This window comes from Cedecea neteri (assembly GCF_000757825.1).
GTDB classification, from domain to species: Bacteria; Pseudomonadota; Gammaproteobacteria; order Enterobacterales; family Enterobacteriaceae; genus Cedecea; species Cedecea selenatireducens.
In genome coordinates this window covers 2794720-2818248 of the sequence record NZ_CP009451.1, presented here as the reverse complement: position 1 = coordinate 2818248, position 23529 = coordinate 2794720, and the positions used below count along the sequence as shown (strand labels likewise).

24 protein-coding genes and 1 tRNA gene are annotated in these 23529 nt (G+C 56.8%); 16 read left to right on the top strand and 9 right to left on the bottom strand.

What is annotated here, in order from left to right; translation table 11 throughout:
* Positions 1–8 precede the first annotated feature (8 nt).
* Genes fdxH through fdhE form a run of 3 tightly spaced genes read left to right on the top strand, consistent with a single transcriptional unit; the run spans position 9 to position 2469 of the window.
* Positions 9–911 (top strand): formate dehydrogenase subunit beta, encoded by a 903-nt coding sequence (gene fdxH, locus JT31_RS12990; RefSeq protein WP_038477700.1) that lies wholly within the window; start codon positions 9–11, stop codon positions 909–911.
* A complete protein-coding gene (gene fdoI, locus JT31_RS12985; RefSeq protein WP_038477697.1) occupies positions 908–1543 on the top strand; it encodes a formate dehydrogenase cytochrome b556 subunit in 636 nt (211 codons plus the stop codon). The genes fdxH and fdoI overlap by 4 nt, the downstream gene beginning before the upstream one ends.
* The gene (gene fdhE / locus JT31_RS12980) at positions 1540–2469 is read left to right on the top strand and encodes a formate dehydrogenase accessory protein FdhE (protein ID WP_038477694.1); all 930 of its coding nucleotides are present in this window, start codon (positions 1540–1542) and stop codon (positions 2467–2469) included. Before fdoI ends, fdhE begins: the two co-directional genes overlap by 4 nt.
* 50 nt (positions 2470–2519) lie before the next feature.
* On the opposite strand, the gene JT31_RS12975 is transcribed toward fdhE, so the two are convergent.
* Positions 2520–2741, bottom strand: coding sequence for a YgdI/YgdR family lipoprotein (locus tag JT31_RS12975; RefSeq protein WP_370527336.1), 222 nt, complete (start codon positions 2739–2741; stop codon positions 2520–2522).
* 257 nt (positions 2742–2998) lie between these two features.
* On the opposite strand from JT31_RS12975, the gene JT31_RS12970 reads away from it, so the two are divergent.
* The 5 genes from JT31_RS12970 (at position 2999) to JT31_RS12950 (ending at position 5654) form a co-directional block, all read left to right on the top strand.
* Complete coding sequence (locus JT31_RS12970) at positions 2999–3334, top strand: nuclear transport factor 2 family protein (protein ID WP_038477691.1); 336 nt, start codon at positions 2999–3001, stop codon at positions 3332–3334.
* Between the two features lie 89 nt (positions 3335–3423).
* Positions 3424–4338, top strand: a complete 915-nt coding sequence (locus JT31_RS12965; protein WP_038477688.1) for an alpha/beta hydrolase — start codon at positions 3424–3426, stop codon at positions 4336–4338.
* 129 nt (positions 4339–4467) lie between these two features.
* Positions 4468–4562: transfer RNA gene (locus JT31_RS23850), tRNA-Sec, on the top strand.
* Positions 4549–5478 (top strand): DUF6216 family protein, encoded by a 930-nt coding sequence (locus tag JT31_RS12955; protein WP_071842959.1) that lies wholly within the window; start codon positions 4549–4551, stop codon positions 5476–5478. Before JT31_RS23850 ends, JT31_RS12955 begins: the two co-directional genes overlap by 14 nt.
* A complete protein-coding gene (locus JT31_RS12950; RefSeq protein ID WP_038477682.1) occupies positions 5475–5654 on the top strand; it encodes a hypothetical protein in 180 nt (59 codons plus the stop codon). The genes JT31_RS12955 and JT31_RS12950 overlap by 4 nt, the downstream gene beginning before the upstream one ends.
* Positions 5655–5738: 84 nt before the next feature.
* Here the strand turns inward: JT31_RS12950 and JT31_RS12945 are convergent, their stop codons facing one another.
* On the bottom strand, positions 5739–6350 hold the full coding sequence (locus JT31_RS12945) for a hypothetical protein (protein WP_038477679.1): 612 nt from the start codon (positions 6348–6350) through the stop codon (positions 5739–5741).
* Positions 6351–6615: 265 nt separating this feature from the next.
* Between JT31_RS12945 and JT31_RS12940 the strand changes: the two genes are divergently transcribed.
* A complete protein-coding gene (locus JT31_RS12940; protein WP_038477676.1) occupies positions 6616–6894 on the top strand; it encodes a hypothetical protein in 279 nt (92 codons plus the stop codon).
* Here the strand turns inward: JT31_RS12940 and JT31_RS12935 are convergent.
* Positions 6891–7670, bottom strand: a complete 780-nt coding sequence (locus tag JT31_RS12935; protein WP_038477673.1) for an SDR family oxidoreductase — start codon at positions 7668–7670, stop codon at positions 6891–6893. The two genes, JT31_RS12940 and JT31_RS12935, sit on opposite strands and share 4 nt — an antisense overlap.
* 109 nt (positions 7671–7779) lie before the next feature.
* Between JT31_RS12935 and JT31_RS12930 the strand changes: the two genes are divergently transcribed.
* Positions 7780–8682 carry a LysR family transcriptional regulator gene (locus tag JT31_RS12930; protein WP_038477670.1) on the top strand — a complete coding sequence of 301 codons (903 nt, stop codon included), beginning with the start codon at positions 7780–7782 and terminating at the stop codon, positions 8680–8682.
* A gap of 14 nt (positions 8683–8696) precedes the next feature.
* Here JT31_RS12930 and fhuE read toward each other — a convergent pair whose 3' ends face one another.
* Positions 8697–10862, bottom strand: coding sequence for a ferric-rhodotorulic acid/ferric-coprogen receptor FhuE (gene fhuE, locus JT31_RS12925; protein WP_038477667.1), 2166 nt, complete (start codon positions 10860–10862; stop codon positions 8697–8699).
* Positions 10863–11229: 367 nt separating this feature from the next.
* Here fhuE and emrD point away from each other — a divergent pair, with 367 nt between their 5' ends.
* Positions 11230–12414 (top strand): multidrug efflux MFS transporter EmrD, encoded by a 1185-nt coding sequence (gene emrD / locus JT31_RS12915; protein ID WP_038477662.1) that lies wholly within the window; start codon positions 11230–11232, stop codon positions 12412–12414.
* Position 12415: 1 nt separating this feature from the next.
* Here emrD and dsdC read toward each other — a convergent pair whose 3' ends face one another.
* The gene (dsdC, locus tag JT31_RS12910) at positions 12416–13351 is read right to left on the bottom strand and encodes a DNA-binding transcriptional regulator DsdC (protein WP_038477658.1); all 936 of its coding nucleotides are present in this window, start codon (positions 13349–13351) and stop codon (positions 12416–12418) included.
* Positions 13352–13574: 223 nt separating this feature from the next.
* Between dsdC and dsdX the strand changes: the two genes are divergently transcribed.
* From dsdX to JT31_RS12885, 5 genes are all read left to right on the top strand, one after another.
* A complete protein-coding gene (dsdX, locus tag JT31_RS12905; protein WP_038477655.1) occupies positions 13575–14912 on the top strand; it encodes a D-serine transporter DsdX in 1338 nt (445 codons plus the stop codon).
* Positions 14913–14929: 17 nt separating this feature from the next.
* Complete coding sequence (gene dsdA, locus JT31_RS12900) at positions 14930–16258, top strand: D-serine ammonia-lyase (RefSeq protein WP_038477652.1); 1329 nt, start codon at positions 14930–14932, stop codon at positions 16256–16258.
* A 334-nt stretch (positions 16259–16592) separates the two neighbouring features.
* Complete coding sequence (locus JT31_RS12895) at positions 16593–17987, top strand: MFS transporter (protein WP_038477649.1); 1395 nt, start codon at positions 16593–16595, stop codon at positions 17985–17987.
* Positions 17988–18074: 87 nt separating this feature from the next.
* Positions 18075–19112: a LacI family DNA-binding transcriptional regulator gene (locus JT31_RS12890; RefSeq protein ID WP_038477646.1), complete on the top strand. Its 1038-nt coding sequence runs from the start codon at positions 18075–18077 to the stop codon at positions 19110–19112.
* Entirely contained in the window at positions 19109–20092 is a 984-nt protein-coding gene (locus JT31_RS12885; protein ID WP_038477643.1) for a nucleoside hydrolase, read from the top strand. Before JT31_RS12890 ends, JT31_RS12885 begins: the two co-directional genes overlap by 4 nt.
* A 28-nt stretch (positions 20093–20120) precedes the next feature.
* On the opposite strand, the gene JT31_RS12880 is transcribed toward JT31_RS12885, so the two are convergent.
* The 4 genes from JT31_RS12880 to JT31_RS12865 form a co-directional block, all read right to left on the bottom strand.
* Entirely contained in the window at positions 20121–20843 is a 723-nt protein-coding gene (locus JT31_RS12880; RefSeq protein ID WP_038483089.1) for an amino acid ABC transporter ATP-binding protein, read from the bottom strand.
* The gene (locus JT31_RS12875; protein ID WP_038477640.1) at positions 20830–21594 is read right to left on the bottom strand and encodes an amino acid ABC transporter permease; all 765 of its coding nucleotides are present in this window, start codon (positions 21592–21594) and stop codon (positions 20830–20832) included. The genes JT31_RS12880 and JT31_RS12875 overlap by 14 nt, the downstream gene beginning before the upstream one ends.
* Positions 21595–21633: 39 nt before the next feature.
* The gene (locus JT31_RS12870) at positions 21634–22398 is read right to left on the bottom strand and encodes a basic amino acid ABC transporter substrate-binding protein (RefSeq protein WP_144244101.1); all 765 of its coding nucleotides are present in this window, start codon (positions 22396–22398) and stop codon (positions 21634–21636) included.
* Between the two features lie 113 nt (positions 22399–22511).
* A complete protein-coding gene (locus JT31_RS12865; RefSeq protein WP_038483086.1) occupies positions 22512–23480 on the bottom strand; it encodes a cellulase family glycosylhydrolase in 969 nt (322 codons plus the stop codon).
* Positions 23481–23529: the final 49 nt, after the last annotated feature.

The following is a 23529-nucleotide window of genomic DNA, read 5'->3' as shown; positions in this document are numbered from 1 at the left end:
GACGAATTATGGCTTATCAATCTCAGGACATTATCCGTCGTTCCGCTACTAACGGCTTCACGCCCGCGCCTCAGGCGCGGGATCACCAGCAAGAGGTCGCCAAGCTTATCGACGTCACCACCTGCATCGGCTGTAAGGCCTGCCAGGTGGCGTGCTCAGAGTGGAACGACATCCGCGATGAAGTGGGGCACAACGTCGGGGTGTACGACAACCCGGCGGACCTGACCGCCAAATCATGGACGGTGATGCGCTTCTCGGAAGTGGAGCAGAACGACAAACTGGAATGGCTGATCCGCAAAGACGGCTGTATGCACTGTGCGGACCCGGGCTGCCTGAAGGCGTGCCCGTCGGAAGGGGCTATTATTCAGTATGCCAACGGCATCGTCGACTTCCAGTCTGAGCAGTGCATCGGCTGCGGCTACTGCATCGCCGGCTGCCCGTTCGACGTGCCGCGCCTGAACCCGGAAGACAACCGCGTCTACAAATGCACCCTGTGCGTAGACCGCGTCACCGTGGGCCAGGAGCCGGCATGCGTGAAGACCTGCCCGACCGGGGCGATTCATTTCGGCTCGAAAGAGGACATGAAAACCCTCGCCGGTGAGCGCGTGACGGAGCTGAAAACCCGTGGTTACGACAACGCAGGTTTGTACGATCCGGCCGGCGTTGGAGGGACGCACGTCATGTACGTGCTGCATCATGCGGACAAGCCGACGCTGTATCACGGCCTGCCGGAGAACCCGTCCATCAGCCCAACCGTGAAGTTCTGGAAAGGCGTCTGGAAACCGCTGGCCGCGATCGGCTTTGCGGCCACCTTCGCCGCCAGCGTCTTCCACTACGTTGGGGTCGGCCCGAACCGTGCCGATGAAGAGGACGATAATCTGCACCATGACGACGACGAGGTGCGTAAATGAAAAAGCAACCGACCATTCAGCGCTACAGCGCGCCTGAGCGCATCAACCACTGGATCACCGCCTTCTGCTTCGTGCTGGCGGCGGTGAGCGGACTGGGCTTTTTCTTCCCGTCCTTCAACTGGCTGATGGGCATTCTCGGCACGCCGCAGCTGGCGCGCATTCTCCACCCGTTCGTTGGGGTGGTGATGTTCGCCTCCTTCATAATCATGTTTTTCCGTTACTGGCACCACAACCTAATCAATCGGGATGATATCTTTTGGGCGAAGAATATTCGTAAGATCGTCGTCAACGAGGAAGTGGGAGACACCGGGCGCTATAACTTCGGCCAGAAATGCGTGTTCTGGGCGGCGATTATTTTCCTGGTGCTGTTGCTGGCGAGCGGCGTGATTATCTGGCGTCCTTACTTTGCGCCAGTCTTCCCTATCCCGGTTATTCGATTTGCGTTAATGCTGCATTCATTTGCCGCGGTAGCGTTAATTGTGGTTATTATGGTGCATATTTACGCCGCCCTTTGGGTAAAAGGCACCATCACCGCGATGGTGGAGGGCTGGGTTACCACGACGTGGGCGAAGAAACATCACCCGAAATGGTACCGCGAAGTCCGCCAGAAACAGGAAAAGTCATCTGAATGAGTATTCGCATAATCCCGCAAGATCAGCTGGAGAAGAGCGAGAAACGCACGGCGGAAGTGATTCCGCCGTTATTATTCCCCAGGCTCAAAAATCTCTACAACCGCCGCGCTGAACGCCTGCGCGAGCTGGCTGCCAGCAACCCGCTGGGCGACTATCTGCGCTTTGCCGCGCTGATCGCCCACGCCCAGGAAGTGGTGCTGTACGACCACCCGCTGGAGATGGATTTAACCGCCCTGATTGCCGAAGCCGCCAAAACCGGCAAGCCACCGCTGGACATTCACGTCCTGCCGCGCGACCCGCACTGGCAGCGCCTGCTGCAGTCGCTGATTGCCGAGCTGAAGCCAGAAATGGACGGCCCGGCGTTAGCGGTGATTGAAAATCTTGAAAAAGCTTCTTCACAGGAGCTGGAAGAGATGGCCACCGCGCTGTTTAACGCCGACTTTTCGCTCGTCAGCAGTGACAAAGCGCCGTTTATCTGGGCCGCGCTGTCGCTCTACTGGGCGCAAATGGCGACGCTTATCCCAGGCAAAGCCAAAGCAGAGTACGGCGAACAGCGCCAGTTCTGCCCGGTTTGCGGCTCGATCCCGGTCGCCAGCATGGTGCACATCGGCACCACCAACGGCCTGCGTTATCTGCACTGCAACCTGTGCGAAACCGAGTGGCATGTGGTGCGCGTGAAGTGCAGCAACTGCGAGCAGACCCGCGACTTAAACTACTGGTCGCTGGACAGCGAACAGGCGGCGATTAAAGCCGAAAGCTGCGGCGACTGCGGCACCTACCTGAAAATTCTCTATCAGGAAAAGGACCCGAAAGTGGAAGCCGTCGCCGACGACCTGGCCTCGCTGGTGCTTGACGCCCGCATGGAGCAGGAAGGCTTCGCCCGCAGCAGCATCAACCCGTTCTTATTCCCTGGCGAAGGGGAATAAGTCGGCTCTACCGGCCAGCGTTTTCTGGCCGGTCATTTCTTTCCCTACGATCACCCGCGCTTAATCATCTGCACAACCTGATCGTTTTGGATCTGGTGCTCCACGCCCTGTGCGTCGTAATAACGCGTCAGCCCCGTCTGCTTATCGAGCTCCGGCTTGCCTTTGGTCACGATCATTTCGCCCGTCTTAGTCGACATCACGTAGCTGCTGGAGCAGGCCACCGCCGACAGAACAACCACACCCACCAACATCATCCCGAACAGTTTTTTCACTTTTTCCAACCCTTTATTGTTTTAGACGCCGGATTGTAGCTGGATGAAATGCAACCGGGTGTTAATGTGTATTGCGAAGGGAGACTGGGGCTAAGTTTGGGCAAGCAGGGAAAGAAGTGTTTCAGCCGCAGACCGAGCCACCGCACAATCTGCCCTATCCTTTCATTAGACATTTTCCATCCGGCAAGAGACTCTGTCCTCGCACACAACAACCACACTTTGGCAGCCCAACACTTTCTCTTATCAGGATATTCTTTATGTCAGTCACAGAACCCGTCATCCGCCAGTATGAGGCGTACAACGCCCACGACCTCGAGGCTTTCGCCGCCTGCTTTAGCGAAGACTTCATCGCTTACCGCCCGCCAGCCTTGACGCCTTCCTTGGAAGGACGCGATGCCCTTTATGCCTTCTATAAAGAGCACCGCTTCAATAACTCAGCCCTGCGCGCAGAAATCATTTCCCGCACCGCGCTGGGCAACAAGGTGTTCGACCACGAGAAAATCCATGGTCTGAGCGATGAACCCATTGAAAGCATGGCCGTTTTCGAGGTAGAAAACGGGTTGATCAAAACGGCCTGGTTCTTTTTTGGCTGAACCTTGCCCGCCATAAATAATGGGTTTACCTGATCAGTTTGTCGGCATAGGATATGGATATGGATATTCATCCAGTAAAAGGACGTTTTATGGCCCTCGAACCCGCTCTTGCCCGGCTGGTGAATGACTTTATTGCCGCCGGTCGCCCCTCTTCCCGCCAGCAAAGTTTTGCCGAACGCCGGGCGGGCTATATCGCCAGTACCGTGCTGGCCGGTGAAACGGAAACCAGAGTTCAGGTGGAAGATATTTCACTGGAGGGAATGCCGTTACGGGTCGTTTCCCCACTCGACGCCAGTGGAACACTGCCGACGGTGATTTATTATCACGGCGGCTGCTTTGTCAGCGGTGGGTTTGCCACTCACGATAATCAGCTCCGCCAGTTAGCTTTTCACAGCGGATGCCGGGTCGTTGCCGTGCAGTATCGCCTGGCCCCCGAACACACTTACCCTGCCGCCCATGATGATGCCGAACGTGCCGCCACATTAATCAGGCACCACGCAATGAATTTAGGCGTCGATAGCGAGCGTATTACGCTTGCCGGAGACAGCGCGGGCGGGCATATCGCCCTGGTAACTGCCCTGCGCCTGAAAGCCGCCGGGGAATGGCTCCCGGCCAGCCTGATGCTGATTTATCCGATGCTCGACGCCAGCGCTCAGCTGCCAAGCTACCAGCAGAACGGCGAAGACTATGTCATCACCCGCGACACCTTGCTCAGCGGCTTTGAAGCTTATTTCCCTGGAACGGATGTGATGTACCCAGAAGCCAGCCCGCTGTGGCGCGAGGATTTTACCGGGTTGCCGCCGGTGCATATCATCACCGCCGAATACGATCCCCTGCGCGATGAAGGTGAGCGACTTTATTCCCGGCTTACAGAACAAGGTGTTACCGCAAGTTGCCAGCGTTATTTGGGCGTGATCCACGGCTTCTTCCAACTGGGCGGTATTAGCCTGGCGGCAAGAGACGCCATGAGAGACATCGCCTGGCGAACTGCGTCAACAGGGTGATTCCCAGGCTGTTAGACTGATTTAGTAAAGAATTTCACTTTAGGCGCAGGATATATTCTTACTGACCCATTGGGTAGCAGCAGGAAACCCGGTATACTGCGCCCCGCCTCCATGTAGCAATGAAGGCGCGGAAGGTCGTCGTCTCCGGTGAGGCGGCTGGACTTCAACTCCAGTTGGTGCCGCCAGCGGCGCCGGGCAGGTTCGACTCCTGTGACTTTCCGCCAAGTTTCTACTTCAATAATAATATATAGTTATATATCTGTTGTTGATTGGATTGCTTATCTCATGGAAAGTGTTGCGGCTCTAATCGTGAAGTATGACACTATAATTAATAGTGTATTCTGGTTATTAATATTGTTATTTATTTTTTCTTATATTAGCTTCCGTGCAGGCTCTGGATATAGCATTGTAAACAGATTTTGGCATTTCTTCCTTGGAACCTCTTCATTTACCGATAAAAAATTAAACTCTTTTTGGACTGACAGAAGTGATATTGAGCACTTTAACATGCTCTTCAATGTCAATGCTAAAAATAAAATAGAAATAAAAAGATTTATAACATGGGCAACTATTAATAAAATCGATATCACTAAAGTATCCAGAGCAAAAGGATGGTATAATATATCAACCTTAGAATTATTAACCCCCCGAAGAAAAACCACTTTTTTCATATTTATATGTTCATTTTTCTTTATATATCTATCATTGGCAGCACTCACTATTGCTATAAAACCAGCTGCACTAGTCAGAATAGATAATAATGAACCATGGATATGGGTAGGTAAAAATCAAACTACAAACTATTTCCCAAATATCAGCCTAAGGCAACTTCAGTGGGAAAACTGGTCACTATCAACAAAAGACTGTAATAATAAAAAATTTGATCGTAATAGTTTCTCGACTAAGAGCAGGTTAAAAATAGAAACTATTGATATGTTATGTAGTAGTTATTCTAGCATAGAGGATCAAAAAAATATATTAGCAGTAATTAAAAAGCAGAACGCGTTCTATTTTATATCAGTCATCCCTTTTATATATGGAATTTATTTCTTCATTTTATGCCTCAGAAGAGTACTGGCTATTGAGTTATCTTATGAGATTAAACGAAAAACCATTTCCGACAAAATAAATAAAAGATGATGAACATTAATAATTCATTTTTCTTTGATATTACCGGCCTGTTATTCGAGATGATTAATGCGCTAGTAGAGGATTTAAAAGCGCCCCGCTTTGTTCGAACAGATTCAGGTCTGGCAATGATCGATAGCCAGGCCGGAAATAATCTTCACCAGACCCTCACCCTGCCCTCTCCCTAAAAGGGAGAGGGGAAAATACGGTTCAGCGATTCAGCCTGTATAGCTGCAAACAAGCATCGCCGTTGTTCTGAGAATCGCCACAAATTACATCGGTGGCGTCAGCCCGTTAACCCCGGCGGAAATCCCGCGCGCGACGGCCTGGCCTTTATCGTCTTTGGTGGCGAACAGCACCACTTTCGCGCCCGGCTTCAGCACGGATTTGTCGGCAGGGCTGATCAGCACCACCGGCACGTCGTCCGGCACCTGTACGGTTTTCTGCTGGCGGTGGAATTTCACCGTCATGGTGCGCCCGTGGCTATTTACGAGGGTGCCGACGGTGCCGTTGGTCATGGTGTTAACCTGGCCGTTGGCGGACTCAAATGGATTAAACCCTTCCCCGGAGCCGCGCAGGCTCGGCGCAAAAACGTGCACCTCCAGCGCCTTCAGCGTGCCGTCCGCCTGCGGTACGGCGGCGGTGCCGATAAAGCTGTCGGGCTTGATGTCGCTCATCTTCGCTTCGCTCACGCCGTTGATTCGGGTCTTATCCGTCAGGCCAACGGAGAGCTTTTCGCCCTGCCGGGTGGTGATTTGCAGTGAGGAATCATTGACCGAGTCAATGGTGCCGCGCACCGGGGTAATGACATTGTCCGCCGCCACTGCGCCAACGCTCAGCAGCAGAAGGCTTAAGGCCGGGATAAACAAACGAGGCTTGATCATGCTTTCTCCAGAATCAGGTCAGGTTAAGAAATGCTCTGGATCAAGCGTAACCGCCAAATCAATCCCGGGGGTTAAAGAGTGTGTTCAAACGTTTCCTTACCTACCCGAAACGTGCTCTTTTGCGAAGCGGATAAGACGTTATCGGCATTCTGAGCGGCTCACTATTTCGTGATAAGCTGCGCAATATTGGCGACAGATAAAGCGCATCAATATGTTGATGCGCGATACTGCCTCACTTTTATTACTTGCCACTTCAGGAAGAAAAATGGCCTATAAATATGCGCTTGTACTGCTGGCTCCGCTGCTGCTTGCGGCCTGCTCATCATCGGACAATTCAGGGATGGATCGCCAGGACAGGCAGCGGCTGGACGACAGCTTTATGCGCTCGCCGTGGCCCGACCCTTACTACAACAGCCGCTACCTCACCCCGGAACAGCGCCAGGACATCCGAGACAGGATCCGCGCCGACCAGCTGGAAGCCAGAGGGCGCCGGGATAACAGCACCGACAGCGGCGACGGCTTTGGCCAGCCGGTACATTTCTAAACGGTTGGCACCGTCCCGCCGTCAATGATGTACTCCGTGCCGGTGATCGCGGCGGCACGCTCTGAGGCCAGGAAGGCTATCAGATTAGCCACTTCTTCAGGCCGGGCCGGGCGGCCAAGCGGAATTCCACCCAGAGAATCCATAATGATCTGCTTGCCACCTTCATAATCCGTGCCCGCCTGCAGCGCCAGCCGCTCCGCCAGGCGAACAGAAGCCTCAGTTTCAATCCAGCCCGGCGCCACACGCAGCACCCGCACGCCCTGCGGGGACACCTCTTTCGACAGACTTTTGCTGTAGGCGGAAAGCGCCGCTTTAGCCGCCGCATAGGCCGTGGTGGCCTCCGGCAGCGGTAAAATCCGCTGAATGGAAGAGACGTGGATAATCACGCCTGACCCCTGCGCCGTCATGCCCGGCAGCAGCGCCCTGTCCAGCCGCACCGCCGGGAAAAGGTTAAGCGCCAGCTCGCGCTGCCACTGTTCTTCGTCCAGCGCCGCGTAGCCTCCGGCCGGGGAGGATGAGCCGCCGAGCATATGCACGATGATATCCACGCCGCCGAGCCGCGCCTGCACGGCTTTTACCAGCTGCTCGCAGCCCTCACGCGTGGCCAGATCCGCCGCCACAAACTCTTCATCACCAACGTTTTCAGGCGCATGGCGGGCCACGGTCATCACCTGCGCGCCAAGCTCGCGGAACAGCGCTACGGTCGCCGCGCCAGCGCCCTTCGTGCCGGACGTCACCAGCGCTCTCTTGCCCTTCAGCGTCAAAAAGTCAGTCATTTTACGTTCTCCAGAAAGTCGATTTACCTGCCGTATCACTACTCTAAGAACGCGGTATAATTTAAACAATTGGGACAAACCGGGATGAAATGATGAAGGAATCGGGACAATGTCGCGCATAGCCCTCGGCGATATCGAAGCCGTGCAGGCGATCGCCCGCCGGGGATCTTTCCGTGCGGCGGCTATCGATCTGGGCGTTTCAACCACGGCGCTCAGCCATACGCTGGCAAAATTTGAGGCCGAGCTTGGTGTACGTTTGTTCAACCGCACCACCCGCAGCGTGTCGCTGACGGAGGCCGGGAGGCTGTTTATCGAGAGAGTCAGCCCGTCCCTTCAGGGGCTGAACGACGCCCTGGAGAGCGTGCGGGCGCACCGAGATACGCCGTCCGGCGTGCTGCGCATCAACGCGCCGCCTTTTGCCGCTCGCCAGGTGCTTTCGTCGCTGGTTTTTGAATTTTTACGCCGCTATCCGGATATGCAGGTGGATATCGTCACCGAAGGAAAACTAGTTGATATCGTTGCGGAAGGTTTCGACCTTGGCGTGCGCGTGGCCGGGCTGGTGCCTGCCGATATGATTGCACTTTCGCTTGGGCAGCCGCAGCGCTTCGCCGTCGTTGCATCCCCGGCTTATCTGGCGGAGCACGGCACGCCGCTAACGCCGGGCGATCTGCTGGCTCACGCCTGTATTCGCGTCAGGCTGCCGGACGGTTCCCTCTACCGCTGGCATCTGGAAAAACAGGGCGAAGTCGCGGCAATTGATGTGCGCGGCCCGCTGACGCTGGACGAAGCCTCGCTGGCGCGGGAGGCGGTGCTGGAAGGAATGGGGATTGGCTTTTTCATGGAGCAAAACGTCGCCGACGAAATCCGCGCCGGCAAGCTGGTTCGCCTGCTGGAAGCGTGGACGCCGCCCTTTCCGGGGCTTTGCCTTTACTATTCCGGCAGGCGGCATCCTTCCGCTGGGCTTGCCGCCTTCCTGGCCCTGGCGCGGGAAAGAAGTCAGGGAGGTCACTGACCTCCCCGTAACGCTTAGAAGCTGTAGATTGCCGTCAGCGAGAAGCTGCGCGGCGCGCCGTAAACCACATAATCGGACAGCCAGGATTCATATTCTTTGTCGAACAGGTTGTTGATGTTGCCCTGTACGGCGAAGTTTTTCGTCACCTGGTAGCGGGTGAAGAGATCCACCAGCGCGTAGCTGCCCTGTTTAATACGCGTATTTCCGTTCGGGCCGTAGGCATCCTGCCAGGTTTTACCCTGCCAGTTCACGCCGCCGCCCACGGTCACTTCCGGCAGCATCGGCAGCTGATAACGGGTAAACAGCTTCAAGGTGGTGCGCGGCTGGTCAGGGTTCACCGCCTCACCGTTACTGTCGTCCGCCACATAGCGGGAAGCGCCAAAGGTGAGCTGCCAGTTATCGGTCAGCGCGCCGTTCAGCTCGAACTCCACGCCACGGCTCACGGTGCCGTCCACGGATTTATACGCCGTTTCGCCAGGGTTGCCGTTAACCGGCGTGCCGAGCGACTGAGCAACTTTATCCTGCTCGATGCGGAACACCGCCAGCGAGGTGGTCAGGCGCGTGTTAAACCAGTCCGCCTTCACGCCCGCTTCGTAGCTCTTCCCGGTGGTAGGGTCGAGATAATCGCCGTTAACGTCGCGCTTGTCGGTTGGCTGGAAGATGGAAGTGTAGCTGGTGTAGGCCGACCAGGTGTCGTTGATGTCGTAAACCAGGCCCGCGTACGGCGTCACGTCATGTTTTTTGCTGCTCAGGCTGGTTTGCGGGGCGGTGGACGGATTGTAGTCCGCATCCCATTCGGTGTAGCGGGCGCCCACGATCAGGTGCAGCGGGTCGGCCAGCGAGAAACGCGCTGCGGTGTAGGCAGCCTGCTGGCGCACCACGTCTTTGCTGTACAGCGAGAAGGCAGACCAGCTCGGGTCCGCTACGTTGCTGTAGAAGCTGTCCATCGCGATGCCGCCGTAAGGCAATCCGGTGTTCGGCATGGCGTTATCATAGTGATTGCGCTGGCGGCTGTAGCTACCGCCAAACATCAGCTCATGCTGGCGGCCAAGCAGGTCGAAGCCCCCGCGCACAAACGCATCCACCGAATCCTGCTTACGTTCGCCCCGGTTCCAGCCGCCGTAAGCGCTGGTGCCAGCGCCGGTCACTTTATCCGGGAAGCCGGTCACGTACATCAGCTTAGAGTCGAAGTTGGTTTCGGCGTGCAGCGTGTTGATGCGCGCCTCCCAGCCGTTATCAAAGCGCTGGACCAGATTGGCGAACACTTTGGTGGCGTCTTTGTTGGAGTAAGCCCAGTCCGGCGCGGTGGTGGCGCTGCGGCTGAAGTGCGTGCGGCTGCCGTCGGCATACCAGGTTGGCAGGCCGCCCCAGGTCGGGCTGTCGTCGTTACTTTCCTGGTAGTCGTAGCCGACGGAAAGCGTGGTGGAGTCGGTCAAATCGGCATCCACCACGCCATAGATGAATTTCTTGCGGAAATGGCTTTTGTCCAGCCAGGTGTCATTGTCCTGGTAGCCGGTGATCACGCGGCCCCGCACGTTGCCGGACTCGCTCAGCGGCGCGGAGAGATCCGCCACATAGCGCTGCTTGCCCCAGCTCCCGTAACTGGCGGAAACGTTGCCTTTAAACTCACGGCTGTCGGCGTGCTTGCGCACCATATTGATGTACGCCGATGGATTGCCGCTGCCGCTCATCAGCCCGGCCGCGCCGCGTACCACTTCGATATTTTCGTATACGGCGGCATCCGAGCCGGTGTCGCCGAAGTCCCAGACGTCGCTAACCTGAGTGGGCATGTCGTCGTAGGCATAGTTGCTGATGAAGAAGCCACGCGCGAAGTAAGTCGCGCGGCTGCTGTCCACCAGCTTAGTGCTGATGCCGGTGGTGTTATCCAGCACGTCGCCGATGGTTTGCAGGTTTTGATCCTGCATGCGCTGCTGGCTGATGACGCTGACGGACTGAGGAATATCGCGCGGGACCAGCAGCAGTTTGGTGCCGGTGGTGGTGGTTTTGACGCTGTAATCCTGCGCCTGCCCTGCCAGCGGATTATCCGCCTGAGTGTTCACCGTGATGGTGTCTTCCGCCTGCGCAGGGGGAAGCAGCGCCAGCGCAACGGCCGCCGCCAGCAGTGATGGGCCGCCTGCCCGTAACGTGAACCGTTCCCTGGAGAAGTTAACAAATGCCATGTTAAACCCTCATTTTGAATTTTTATGGTGCGGCGGCGTTTTCCGGTGCCGGCACTTTTTTGATTTTTATAAAGACGCGCACGATTAAATGCGGATGAGAAATATACGCATTTGTATTTAACCTGTAAACAAATGTAATTCCCTGAGGGTTAACGAAGATTGCACCGTTGCGGGGCAAAAAAGGGCGTTCGGTGGCAATAAAAATTGCCGCTTTCGCTTTACAAGGCAACACGTAAATCTGTTGTTAAAACAGCCTCATCATCTGGCTTATTGCCAAGGTTGTGATAGATTCTTCTCGTTTTCAAAACATACACAGCAAAATACGCTGCGAAGCATCTCTCTCTTTTCAGATAAACGATCGAACGCCATGAGAAAGTTAGCCAATATCCACCTGCTGATGATGTTGATTCTGCTGGTTGCTGTCGGGCAGATGACACAGACGATTTATATTCCTTCGATTCCCGATATGGCTCATGAAATGGGCGTACGCAGCGGCGCAATTCAGCGCGTGATGGCGGCCTATTTGTTTACCTACGGCGTGTCGCAGCTGTTTTATGGCCCGCTTTCCGACCGCATTGGCCGCCGCCCGGTGATCCTCGCCGGCATGGTGATTTTCATGCTGGCCACGCTCGGCGCGATGTTTACCACTAATTTGCATATTCTGGTGCTGGCGAGCGCCCTGCAGGGGATGGGCACCGGCGTGGCCGGGGTGATGGCGAGAACCATGCCGCGCGACCTTTACGAAGGCGGCGATTTACGTCAGGCCAATAGCCTGCTGAACATGGGTATTCTGGTGAGCCCGCTGCTGGCACCGGTTATCGGCGGGATGCTGGACAGCGTCTGGGGCTGGCGCGCCTGCTACGGTTTCCTGCTGCTGCTGTGCGCCATTGTGGCGTTTTCTATGTGGCGCTGGCTGCCGGAAACCCGCCCGGCGGACGCCGCGCCGCCGCGCCTGATGCGCAGCTACAAAATGCTGCTCGGCAATATCTCCTTTAACTGCTATTTGCTGATGTTAGTCGGCGGGCTGGCGGGCGTGGCGGTGTTTGAAGCCTGCTCCGGCGTGCTGATGGGTGGCGTGCTTGGCCTGAGCGGCGTGGTGGTCAGCATCCTGTTTATTCTGCCTATACCGGCGGCATTTTTTGGCTCCTGGTATGCGGGCCGCCAGAACGTGCGCTTCCCCAGCCTGATGTGGCAGGCGGTATTGAGTTGCCTGCTCGCCGGTATTTTGATGTGGATCCCTGGCTGGTTCGGCATCATGAATATCTGGACGTTGCTGGTGCCTGCAGCGCTGTTCTTCTTCGGCGCAGGCATGCTGTTCCCGCTGGCGACCAGCGGCGCGATGGAGCCGTTCCCGTTCCTCGCCGGTACCGCAGGCGCGCTGGTTGGTGGCCTGCAAAATATCGGCTCCGGCGTGATGGCCTGGTTCTCCGCGCTGATGCCGCAAACCGGGCAATACAGCATCGGAATGCTGATGACGGCGATGGGCGTGCTGATCCTGTGCTGCTGGCTGCCGCTGGCGCAGCGATTCCAGCATCACAGCGAGACGGTGTAAGTTATTTTGCCTCTTCGGCCAGGGCTTTAAGCCAGCTGATAAAAGCGTCAATCTTCGGCCATTGTCGGCCAGCAAGGGTCGAAATGTAGTAATGCTGATGGCATTTCAACGTTTTATCCCCAAAAGGGGCGATGAGTTCGCCCCGCTCCAGCCGCTTCTGCACCAGCCTTTTTCGCCCCATCGCCACGCCAACGTGGTTCATCGCGGCAATCACCGCCAGGTCAGAGCGATCGAAACCAATACCGGTCGAAGCGGGCAGCTCAATGCCAAACTGCTGCGCCCAGCTGTACCACTCGTCGGTGCCGGAATCATTGCTCCACGCCTGCCGGTCGTGCAGCAAAGTGCAGTGGCGCAGCTGAGAAGGCCGCGAATGAAGCTCAAAGCGGCGGGCATATTCCGGGCTGCAAACCGGCAGAATCGCCTCGTCCATCAGGAAATGGTGGCTCAGCTGCGAGGACGGCGCATCGTCAAAATAGAGCGCCAGATCGATGCCTGCACGCTGTAAATTCAGGTTGTCGTTCCCGGTCAGAATGGTTAACGAAATAGAAGGGTAGCGCTGGGTAAAATCTCCCAGCGCGGGCACCAGCCAGCACTGGGCAATCGACGGCCTTGAGTACACGGTCAGCGTGCCGGAGAGTTCCTGATTTTTGATATCCAGAATCTCCTGATTCAGCGTATCCAGAGACGATTTCAGCGCCCAGAACACCCGCTTGCCTTCATGCGTCAGCTCCACTTTACGGTGCGAGCGAACAAAAAGCTGGATCCCCAGCTCCTCTTCCAGCTGGTTTATCCGGTGGCTAACGGCGCTGGGGCTCAGCGACAGTTCATCCGCCGCCAGCGCAAAAGATTGATGGCGCGCCGCCACCTCAAAGGTGTACAGCTTCGACAGCTGCCAGCCGTTTAATAACCGATTGCGCCCTTCGCGTGACGTTTCCATCGTGACCTCCTTCTCAATTCCAGCTGCCCAGTTTAAAAAATCCACGGCTAACCAGCAGCATTTAGTTGAATAAAACCGAACCCGAAACACAATTCATCGCCTTATTTCGACGCAAATCACTCTCCTGGTTCAATCTGGCTCATGTGAAAGGTCAGTTTTATCGTTTGTCAGCCCAGGCGCATTTTTATCCAATAGCCCGCAATGATGCACAGGAGGATAACTAATGGGATCGCAAATCTGGGTGGTGGGTACGCTGCTTGCCAGCATAATTTTAATCGTGCTGACCATCGTAAAACTGAAGCTTCATCCTTTCCTCGCGCTGCTGCTGGCGAGCTTTTTCGTCGGCGTGATGATGGGCATGGGCCCGCTGGAGATGGTTAACGCGGTGGAAAGCGGCATCGGCGGCACGCTGGGCTTTTTAGCCGCGGTCATCGGACTGGGCACCATTTTGGGAAAAATGATGGAAGTTTCCGGTGCCGCCGAGCGTATTGGCCTGGCGCTGCAGCGCTGCCGCTGGCTCTCCGCCGACGTGATTATGGTGCTGGTCGGGCTGATTTGTGGCATTACGCTGTTCGTTGAGGTTGGCGTGGTGCTGCTGATCCCATTGGCGTTTTCCATCGCCAAAAAGACCCACACTTCACTGCTGAAGCTGGCAATCCCGCTGTGTACCGCGCTGATGGCGGTTCACTGCGTGGTGCCACCCCACCCGGCGGCGCTGTTCGTGACCAATAAGCTCGGCGCCGACGTAGGCACCGTGATTGTGTATGGCCTGGCGGTTGGCCTGCTGGCGTCTCTGGTGGGTGGCCCACTTTTCCTGAAGTGCCTGGGCAATCGCCTGCCTTTTAAATCCGTTCCCGCCGAATTTTCGGATCTGCAAACGCGAGACGCGGCTTCTCTGCCGTCTTTGAGCGCCACGCTGTTTACCGTGCTGCTGCCTATTTTCCTGATGCTGGCGAAGACGCTCGCGGAACTGAACATGACGCCGGGCAGCACGACGTATACCGCGCTGGAGTTCATCGGCAACCCAATTACCGCGATGTTTATCGCCGTTTTCGTGGCCTATTATCTGCTGGGCCTGCGCCAGAACATGGGTATTGCTACGCTGCTGAACCACACCGAGACCGGCTTTGGCTCCATTGCTAATATCCTGATGATCATCGGGGCCGGCGGCGCGTTTAACGCCATCCTCAAGGCCAGCGGCATGGCAGACAGCCTCGCGCTGAGCCTTTCCAGCCTGCATATGCACCCGATCCTGCTTGCCTGGCTGGTTGCCCTTATTCTTCACGCCGCCGTCGGCTCCGCGACCGTGGCGATGATGGGTGCCACGGCTATCGTTGCCCCGCTGCTGCCGCTCTATCCCAACGTTAGCCCCGAGATTGTTACGCTCGCGATTGGCTCCGGCGCTATCGGCTGCACCATTGTGACCGACTCGCTGTTCTGGCTGGTGAAGCAATACTGCGGCGCCACGCTCCATGAAACCTTTAAGTACTACACCACGGCGACATTCATCGCTTCTTTAGTTGCACTGGCTGGCACATTCCTGCTTTCCTTTATCATCTGAGCGCCAGGAGGCTCGTTATGAAATCGACAGAATTAAACGCATTAACCGAACAATTCCCGCTGCTCAGCGAGCTTACCGCCCTGAACGAAACGACCTGGTTTAACCCAGGAGCAACCTCCCTTGCCGAAGGCTTGCCGCATGTTGGCCTGACAGAGCAGGACGTGAAAGAAGCGCATGCCCGGCTGGCTCGCTTTGCGCCATATCTGGCGAAAGCCTTCCCGGAAACCGCAGCAACCGGCGGTATTATCGAGTCAGAGCTGGCCGCAATTCCGGCGATGCAAAAACGGCTGGAAAAAGAAAATGGGCAGACAGTCTGCGGCAAGCTGTGGCTGAAAAAAGACAGTCACCTTCCTATTTCCGGCTCGATTAAGGCTCGCGGGGGCATTTATGAAGTCCTGACTCACGCGGAGAAACTGGCTATCGAGGCCGGGTTGCTTAGCCTTGAAGATGACTACAGCCAGCTGCTGTCCCCTGAATTACGTGAGTTTTTCAGCCGCTACAGTATTGCCGTTGGCTCTACCGGCAACCTGGGGCTGTCGATTGGTATCATCAGCGCCCGAATCGGCTTCCGCGTCACGGTGCATATGTCCGCCGACGCCCGCGAATGGAAAAAAGCCAAACTGCGCAGTCACGGCGTTGAGGTGGTTGAATATGCGGAAGATTACGGCGTCGCCGTTGAGCAGGGGCGAAAAGCCGCCGAGGCGGACGCCAACTGTTTCTTTATCGATGATGAAAACTCCCGCACGCTGTTCCTGGGTTACGCCGTCGCCGGGCAACGGCTGAAAGACCAATTCTCACGGCAGGCTATAACCGTTGATGAGCAGCATCCTTTGTTCGTCTACCTGCCCTGCGGCGTCGGCGGCGGCCCCGGTGGCGTAGCATTTGGGCTGAAGCTGGCCTTCGGCGATCACGTTCACTGTATTTTTGCCGAGCCAACTCACTCCCCCTGCATGCTGTTAGGCGTTTACACCGGCCTGCATGATGCGCTTTCCGTGCAGGATATCGGAATTGATAACCTGACCGCCGCCGACGGCCTGGCCGTGGGACGGGCTTCCGGCTTTGTCGGCAGAGCGATGCAAAGGCTGCTGGACGGCTTCTATACCGTGGACGATCAAACGCTGTACAACATGCTCGGCTGGCTGGCAGAAGAAGAGAATATTCGCCTGGAGCCTTCGGCCCTGGCCGGAATGGCCGGGCCGCAGCGAGTTTGTGCCACGGCTTCTTACCACGAGATGCAGGGTTTCAGCGCCCGGCAGCTTAATAACGCGATGCACCTGGTCTGGGCCACCGGGGGCGGTATGGTTCCTGAAGCTGAGATGGCACAGTATTTAGCGAAGGCTCGCTGATATTCCCCCTCACCCCAGCCCTCTCCCCAAAGGGGCGAGGGAGAAAACCCAGCCTATATCGCTACTGATTCACTCCTCTCCCTCGACTCTATCTCCAGGAGCCGAGGGAGAAAACCCACGCCTTGCCCTGGCCGCCGTTCTGTCCCCTCTCCCTTCCAGGGAGAGGGTTAGGGTGAGGGTCATCTTCCCCGTCATATTTCTGTCATTTAGTTACCTTACTCTCACTTTTGGTTTAATCATTTGATCTATCTACGCGCGTAGATACACTGCGAGAAATGATTAAAAAATGGCATCATCGCCGACGGATAACGTTCGATCTCTGTGAGACCCCCTAATGACGACAAGCACTTTCTCTCCTCCTCCGGCTGACGCACAGCACGCTGCTGAGGAACGCCTGGCGACGCCCGAAGGCAAACGCGATTTTGTTCGTGCGACCTTCTCCTGCTGGCTTGGCACCACCATGGAATACGCCGACTTTGCGCTTTACGGCCTGGCGGCAGGGATAATCTTTGGTGACGTCTTCTTCCCGGATGCCACGCCGGTCATGGCGCTGCTTTCAAGCTTTGCCGCTTACTCCGTCGGGTTCGTTGCCCGGCCGATAGGCGCCCTGCTGTTTGGCAGGCTGGGCGACCGCTACGGCAGAAAGATGGTGATGATCATTACTATTGCGCTGATGGGCTGCTCCACCACGCTTATTGGCCTGATCCCGAGCTACGCACAAATTGGCGTCTGGGCGCCAACCTGCCTGGTTATTCTGCGTTTTGCTCAAGGGCTGGGCGCAGGCGCGGAGCTGTCCGGCGGCACCGTGATGCTGGGTGAATATGCCCCGGTCAAACGTCGCGGCCTGGTCTCTTCCATTATCGGGCTGGGCTCCAACAGCGGCACGCTGCTGGCCTCGCTGACCTGGCTGCTGGCGCTGCAAATGGATAAAGAAACGCTGCTCTCCTGGGGCTGGCGCATTCCGTTCCTGTGCAGCATGTTGATCGCCGTTGTCGCCCTGGTCATCCGTCAGCATCTGCGTGAAACGCCGGTCTTTGAACGGCAGAAAGCGCTGCTGGAAGCCGAGCGCAAACAGAGCCTGGAAAAAGGGCTGGCCCAGCAGCAGGAAGACCCGCGCAGCTTCTGGCGACGCACTCGCGCTTTCTGGACGATGGTCGGGCTACGCATCGGCGAGAACGGTCCGTCTTATCTCGCACAGGGATTTATCATCGGCTACGTCGCTAAAGTGCTGGCGGTAGATAAATCCGTCCCCACGCTGGCGGTGCTGATTGCCTCGGTGCTGGGCTTCGCGATTATTCCTTTTGCCGGCTGGCTTTCCGACCGCTTTGGCCGCCGTATCGTTTACCGCTGGTTCTGCCTGCTGTTAATTATCTATGCCTTCCCGGCCTTTATGCTGCTGGACTCACGCGAGCCGATGATTGTTATACCGACCATCGTCGTCGGTATGGGGCTGGCTTCGCTGGGGATTTTCGGCGTGCAGGCGGCCTGGGGCGTAGAGCTGTTTGGCGTCACCAACCGCTACACCAAAATGGCGTTTGCCAAAGAGCTTGGGTCGATACTTTCCGGCGGAACCGCGCCGCTGGTTGCCGCCGCGCTGTTGTCCTGGACCGGGCACTGGTGGCCTATCGCGCTCTACTTCGCGGTGATGGCGGGGATTGGGTTGGTAACAACCTTCTTTGCCCCGGAAACCCGAGGTCGCGACCTTAATCTACCGGAAGACGCTATTTGATTTGTCACAGTGTTGACGGCGATTTTTACGGAGCAAAGCTTTATGCTGTGGCTCCGTTTATCGCCCGCCAAATAAAGCAGGTATTCAGTGACTAAGCCTCATGTGCACCGCGTTACCCGCGCTGAAGTCGCCAAAGAAGCAGGCACTTCCGTTGCGGTCGTCAGCTACGTGATTAACAACGGCCCTCGCCCGGTTGCGCAGGCCACCCGTGAGCGCGTGCTCGCCGCTATAAAGAAAACCGGCTATCGCCCGAACGGCATCGCCAGGGCTTTAGCCAGTGGCACCACGCGCACCTACGGCTTAGTCGTGCCCAATATCGCCAACCCGTTTATCTCGTCCATGGCGCACGCTCTCCAGCAGGAGGCCTTTGCCGATGGCCGGGTGCTGCTGCTGGGCGATTCCGGTGATGACCGCGCCCGCGAGCTGGAGCTTATCAACAACCTGCTGCATCGCCAGGTCGACGGGCTGATTTATACCAGCGTCGACAGGCATCCTTACATCGATCTTATCCAGGCCAGCGGCACGCCTTGCGTCATGCTGGACAGGGTCGAACCGGAGCTGAACGTCTGCTCAATTCAGGTTAACGAGCAGCACGCCGCCCGGCGAGCAACCCGCCATTTGATTGAGCATGGCTATCGCGATATCGCCATTATTTGCGGGCCTCAGGAGATGCTGAACACTCAGGATCGTATCAGCGGCTGGCGGCTGGCGCTGGAAGAGGCGGGCCTTGCCGTTCGCCCGGAATGGATTTTTTCAACGGATTACACCCGCCAGGGCGGCTACGATGCAACAAAGCAAATGCTGGCGGGCGAACTGCCTCGCGCGCTGTTTGCCACCAATGAACAACAGGCCTTTGGCTGCCTGAGAGCGCTGTCTGAACATGGACTTTCCGCGCCGAAAGATCTGGCGCTGGTGTGCTTTAACGGCACGCTGGAGTCAGCCTTTAACGTCCCGTCTTTGACCACCGTGCGCCAGCCGGTCACGCAGATGGCGAAGAAGGCCGTCGAGATGCTGAAAAAATGGGACGGGCAGCCGCATAAATATGAATTCGATTTTGAGCTGGAGATCGGCGGGTCCTGCGGCTGCCGCTCCCTCACCACAAGCAGGAAGTCACAGGTAACATGAAGCGTTTAATTATCGATTGCGATCCGGGTAACGGCGTTGCCGGGGCTAACGTAGACGATGGTCTGGCTCTGGCCCTTGCCCTGGCGGCGCCGGAGATTTCTCTGGAGCTTATCACCACCGTGTCCGGCAATACGCCAAGCGAAGTGGGCTACGCCGTGGCGTCTGATTTAGTCGCCCGGCTGGGCGTGTCCGTTGAGGTTGCCAGGGGCGCCTCGCGCGCGCTGATTGAGCCGTCGGCGCCGTGGCGTGAACACCTGGATCATAAGGTCGATAAAGTGGGCCTGCGCCATCTCTGGAAGGACGTGATTGCCCCGCAAATGCTGGCCGAAGTGGCCCCGCTGGCGGTGCATAAGATGGGCGAGCTTATCTGCGCGAATCCGGGTGAGATTTCGCTGATTGCCATTGGGCCGTTAACCAACGTGGCGCTGGCTTTGCAGCTGTATCCGCAGATGGCGAACGCGGTGAAAGAGATAGTGATTATGGGCGGCGTGTTTAACGTTGACGGCTACCTGAAGGACACCAATTTTGGCGTTGACCCGGAGGCCGCGCACGCCGTGCTAACCAGCGGCGCAAACATCGTTCTGGTGCCGATGGATGTCACTACCCAAACCATGATGACGCACGAGGATTTGGATGCGCTGGCCACCTGCGATAACCGCCTGAGCCGTTTTCTCGTCGAAACCATTCGTCCGTGGATGGATTTTTCCATGCAGACTCGCCAGCTACCGGGCTGCTGGATCCACGATGTGCTGACCGTCGCCTGGCTGCTTGAGCCAGAACTTGTGAGCTGGACGGAGGATTATGTGGACGTGTCCCTGAACGGGCTGAGCCGGGGCAGAACGCTGCGTTATGGCCCGGAACATTTGCGGCTGGCGGTGAACGTTGACGCCCCGCAGGGCAAGCCGGTCACGCTGCTGCAAACCGTGGATAACCAGAAGCTGCTGGCGCTTATCGACAGGCACATCCGCCAGTTTGCATAGAAGAGAGAGGGCGCTTAAGCGCCCTTTTTTACAGCACCTTGCTGAGGAAGGCCTGAGTTCGCGGGTTTTGCGGCGCGCTAAAGAGCTGCGCTGGTACGCCCTGCTCCTGAATGACGCCCTGGTCGATAAAGATAACCCGGTCCGCCACTTCGCGGGCAAAGCCCATTTCATGGGTCACGATGATCATCGTCATCCCTTCCTGCGCCAGCTGTTTCATGACCGCCAGCACTTCGCCGACCAGCTCAGGATCCAGCGCAGAGGTTGGCTCATCGAACAGGATAATCGACGGTTCCATCGCCAGCGCTCGGGCAATCGCCACACGCTGCTGCTGGCCGCCGGACAGGCTTGAAGGCCAGGCGTCGATTTTGTCCAACAGCCCCACCTTTTGCAGCAGCTTCTCGGCGCGATTCACCGCTTCCGCTTTTGACAGCCCTTTCAGCGACATCGGCGCCATAATCAGATTTTCCAGCACCGTCATGTGCGGGAACAGGTTAAAGCGCTGGAACACCATGCCCACGCCTTCACGCAGCGTGTTGAGGTTAGTTTTTGGGTCATGTACCGCGAAACCATTCACCACCACTTCGCCGCCGTCCGGTTTTTCCAGCGCGTTCAGGCAGCGCAGAAACGTACTTTTGCCGGAGCCCGAAGGGCCAATCACGCAAACTACTTCCTGCGGCGCGATATCGCAGGAGATGCCGCGCAGCACGTGAGTTTTGCCAAATTGTTTCTGTAAGTCCTTAACGTGAATCACTTTTGCCAAGCCTCTTTTCCATATGTTGCACCAGCAGCGATAGCAGGAACGTCAGAACCCAGTACACCACGGAGATGGTCAGGTACGGTTCCCAGTAGGTCGCGTAAGCGCCGGAAACGGTACGCGCCGCGTAGGCCAGGTCGGCAAGGCCGATGGCGGAAGCCAGCGACGAGTCTTTCACAATAGCAATCGCGTTGTTGCCCAGCGGCGGCAGGATGCGGCGGAAAGCCTGCGGCAGAATAACCTTGCGCATCGTTTTGCCCCAGCCCATGCCGAGCGCGCGTGAAGCTTCCATCTGCCCTTTATCGATGGACTGAATACCGGCGCGGAAAATCTCGGACACATAGGCCCCGGCGTTCAGGGTGATCGCCACCACGCAGGAGAGAAATGCGCCGTACTCGGAACGTAGCTCGCGGGCAAAGTCCACGGACATCATCCCGCTGGTGATCATTACCCCGTCGCGCGGGTTAATAAACAGCGGCACCAGCGCAAAGTGAACCACCATGATCTGCACGAACAAAGGCGTGCCGCGAAACGCGCTGACGTAAACGCGTACCGGCCACTGCACTGCATAACGCAGCACGTGTTTCCACGGGCCGTCGTCGGCGTGAGCCATACGGCCCAGCCCCAGCAGCAGCCCCCACGTTGTGCCTAAAATCACGCAGATAATGGTGCACTTGATGGTCATCAGCGCGCCCTGCATAAATAACGGCGCGTATTCTGAGATTATCTCCCAGCGAAATCCGGTCATACCTGTCCTTGTTGGGGCCGGAGCGGCCCCGATTGAAAATTACTCTGCCGGGAGGGTTGGAACGTTGTTGTCAAACCAGGTGGCGTAAATTTTAGCGTAGGTGCCGTCGGCGATGATTTTCTTCAGGCCAGCGTCGATTTTACCCTTCAGCTCGGCGTTGCCTTTAGCCACCGCAATGCCGAAGTATTGGCGTTCAAACTTGCTGTCCGGAACCAGCTTCAGCGGTTTCTCCGGGTGGGATTTGATGTAGTACTTCACCACGCCGACGTCGCCAACTGCGGCGTCGATGCCGTCTTCGGTCAGCTCCTGCAGCATCAGCGGGGTGTTATCGAAACGTTTGATATCAGTGCTGTTTTTACCCAGGACGTCGGAAACAACGATGTCGCCGGTGCTGGAGTTAACCACGCCCACTTTTTTGCCTTTCAGGGCGGTAACGGAGTCTACTTTAGAGTCGGTCGGTACCACGATGGACTGCTCGGCCGGGAAGTACGGGGTGGAGAAATCGACCATCGCTTTACGCTTGTCGGTGATGGTGATGCCGGAAATGATGATGTCGCGGTCGCCGGAGTTCAGCGTGGCGAAAATGCCTTCCCACGGGGTGTTAACCAGCTTGATATCAAAGCCTTCCGCCTTCGCGACGGCTTTGATGATATCGATATCAAAACCTTCCAGCTGCTTCTGGCTATTTTCGTATTCAAACGGACGGTAGGTGCCGCCGGAACCCACAACGTAGGTTTGGGCCAGCGCCTGTGCAGAGCTGAACAACGCCGCGAGTAAACACCCGCCAACCACTACTGATTTCATCGCTTTAGTGAACATAGAAGCCCCTGGATATATGATGTTTTTATGCAGTTAATATGCATAAAAATACATAATTAGCCGAAAGGCAGCAACAGATAATTCACCATGAGCGACAATTACTGGCACTGAGGCTTAAGAATGGCGTCCAGCACCGGCACCATATCCGTGCGCCAGGCCCCCTCTTCCCCATCATAGAATTTTTCATCGCCGTTGATCGCATACGGGATCTGCGCTTTTTGCAGCTCACAGGCGACAAACGTCGCCATCGCAACCTGCTGATCGAGCGGTAATTTGCTGCCTGGCGACCAGTTACCCACCCAGGAAAGATGGCCGGTTTTCTGCTGCCAGCGCACGGCCGTTTCAATGCGGGCATGAATCGCGGCTTTTTCAGCATCCGTGCCGGTGGTCCACTGGTTTTTTCCGTTCCAGGTTTTGCCATTCCAGTTTTTCGGGCCGCCCGGCATCAGATGCCAGTCAGCCATGACCAATCCGTGGCGGGATTCAGGTATTTTAAGCGTACTCAGCGCTTCCGGAGAGGCGTGGTTGCGGGGTGCGACAAAGATGTGCCGCTGCGGACTGATTTTATGAATCGCCTTCACGGTTTTGTCGTAAATTTGGTTCAGCAGTTGAGGATTGGTGCTGAGTTTTTCCTCCGGCTGCCCGATAATATCGAACACCAACGAATCATCGTTTTTAGCAAAGAACCGCGCCACGGTCGTCCACCACTCGACGATATCCTCTGCGTTGTCCGAGGTCGGCTTGGCTTTCAGCTCCGCTGCCCGGTAGCTTATCACCGGCACGATATGGTACTGCTCGCAGGCATCCACAATGCGCCGCAGATGCACCAGCTTTTGATGCGTTATCGGCCCCGCAACACGAATGCGGACGTGGCCAAACCCGCGCTGCTGGAAATCACGCACCGTCAGAGGATCGAACTCACGAATGCCTCGCTCCGTTACCGCCCAGTCAACGTTCATCCCCACCCCAAGCTGACTGGTCCAGGTGGGCGGCAGGGCTTCCTGTTGCGCAGCAAACGCGCTGGCACAGAAAGAGAGGGCAACCAGAATAAGAGTCGGCTTTAACATCGGCGGCACGTTACTTAGCGAAGGAAAACTAATATTTAGCATGCTTTTA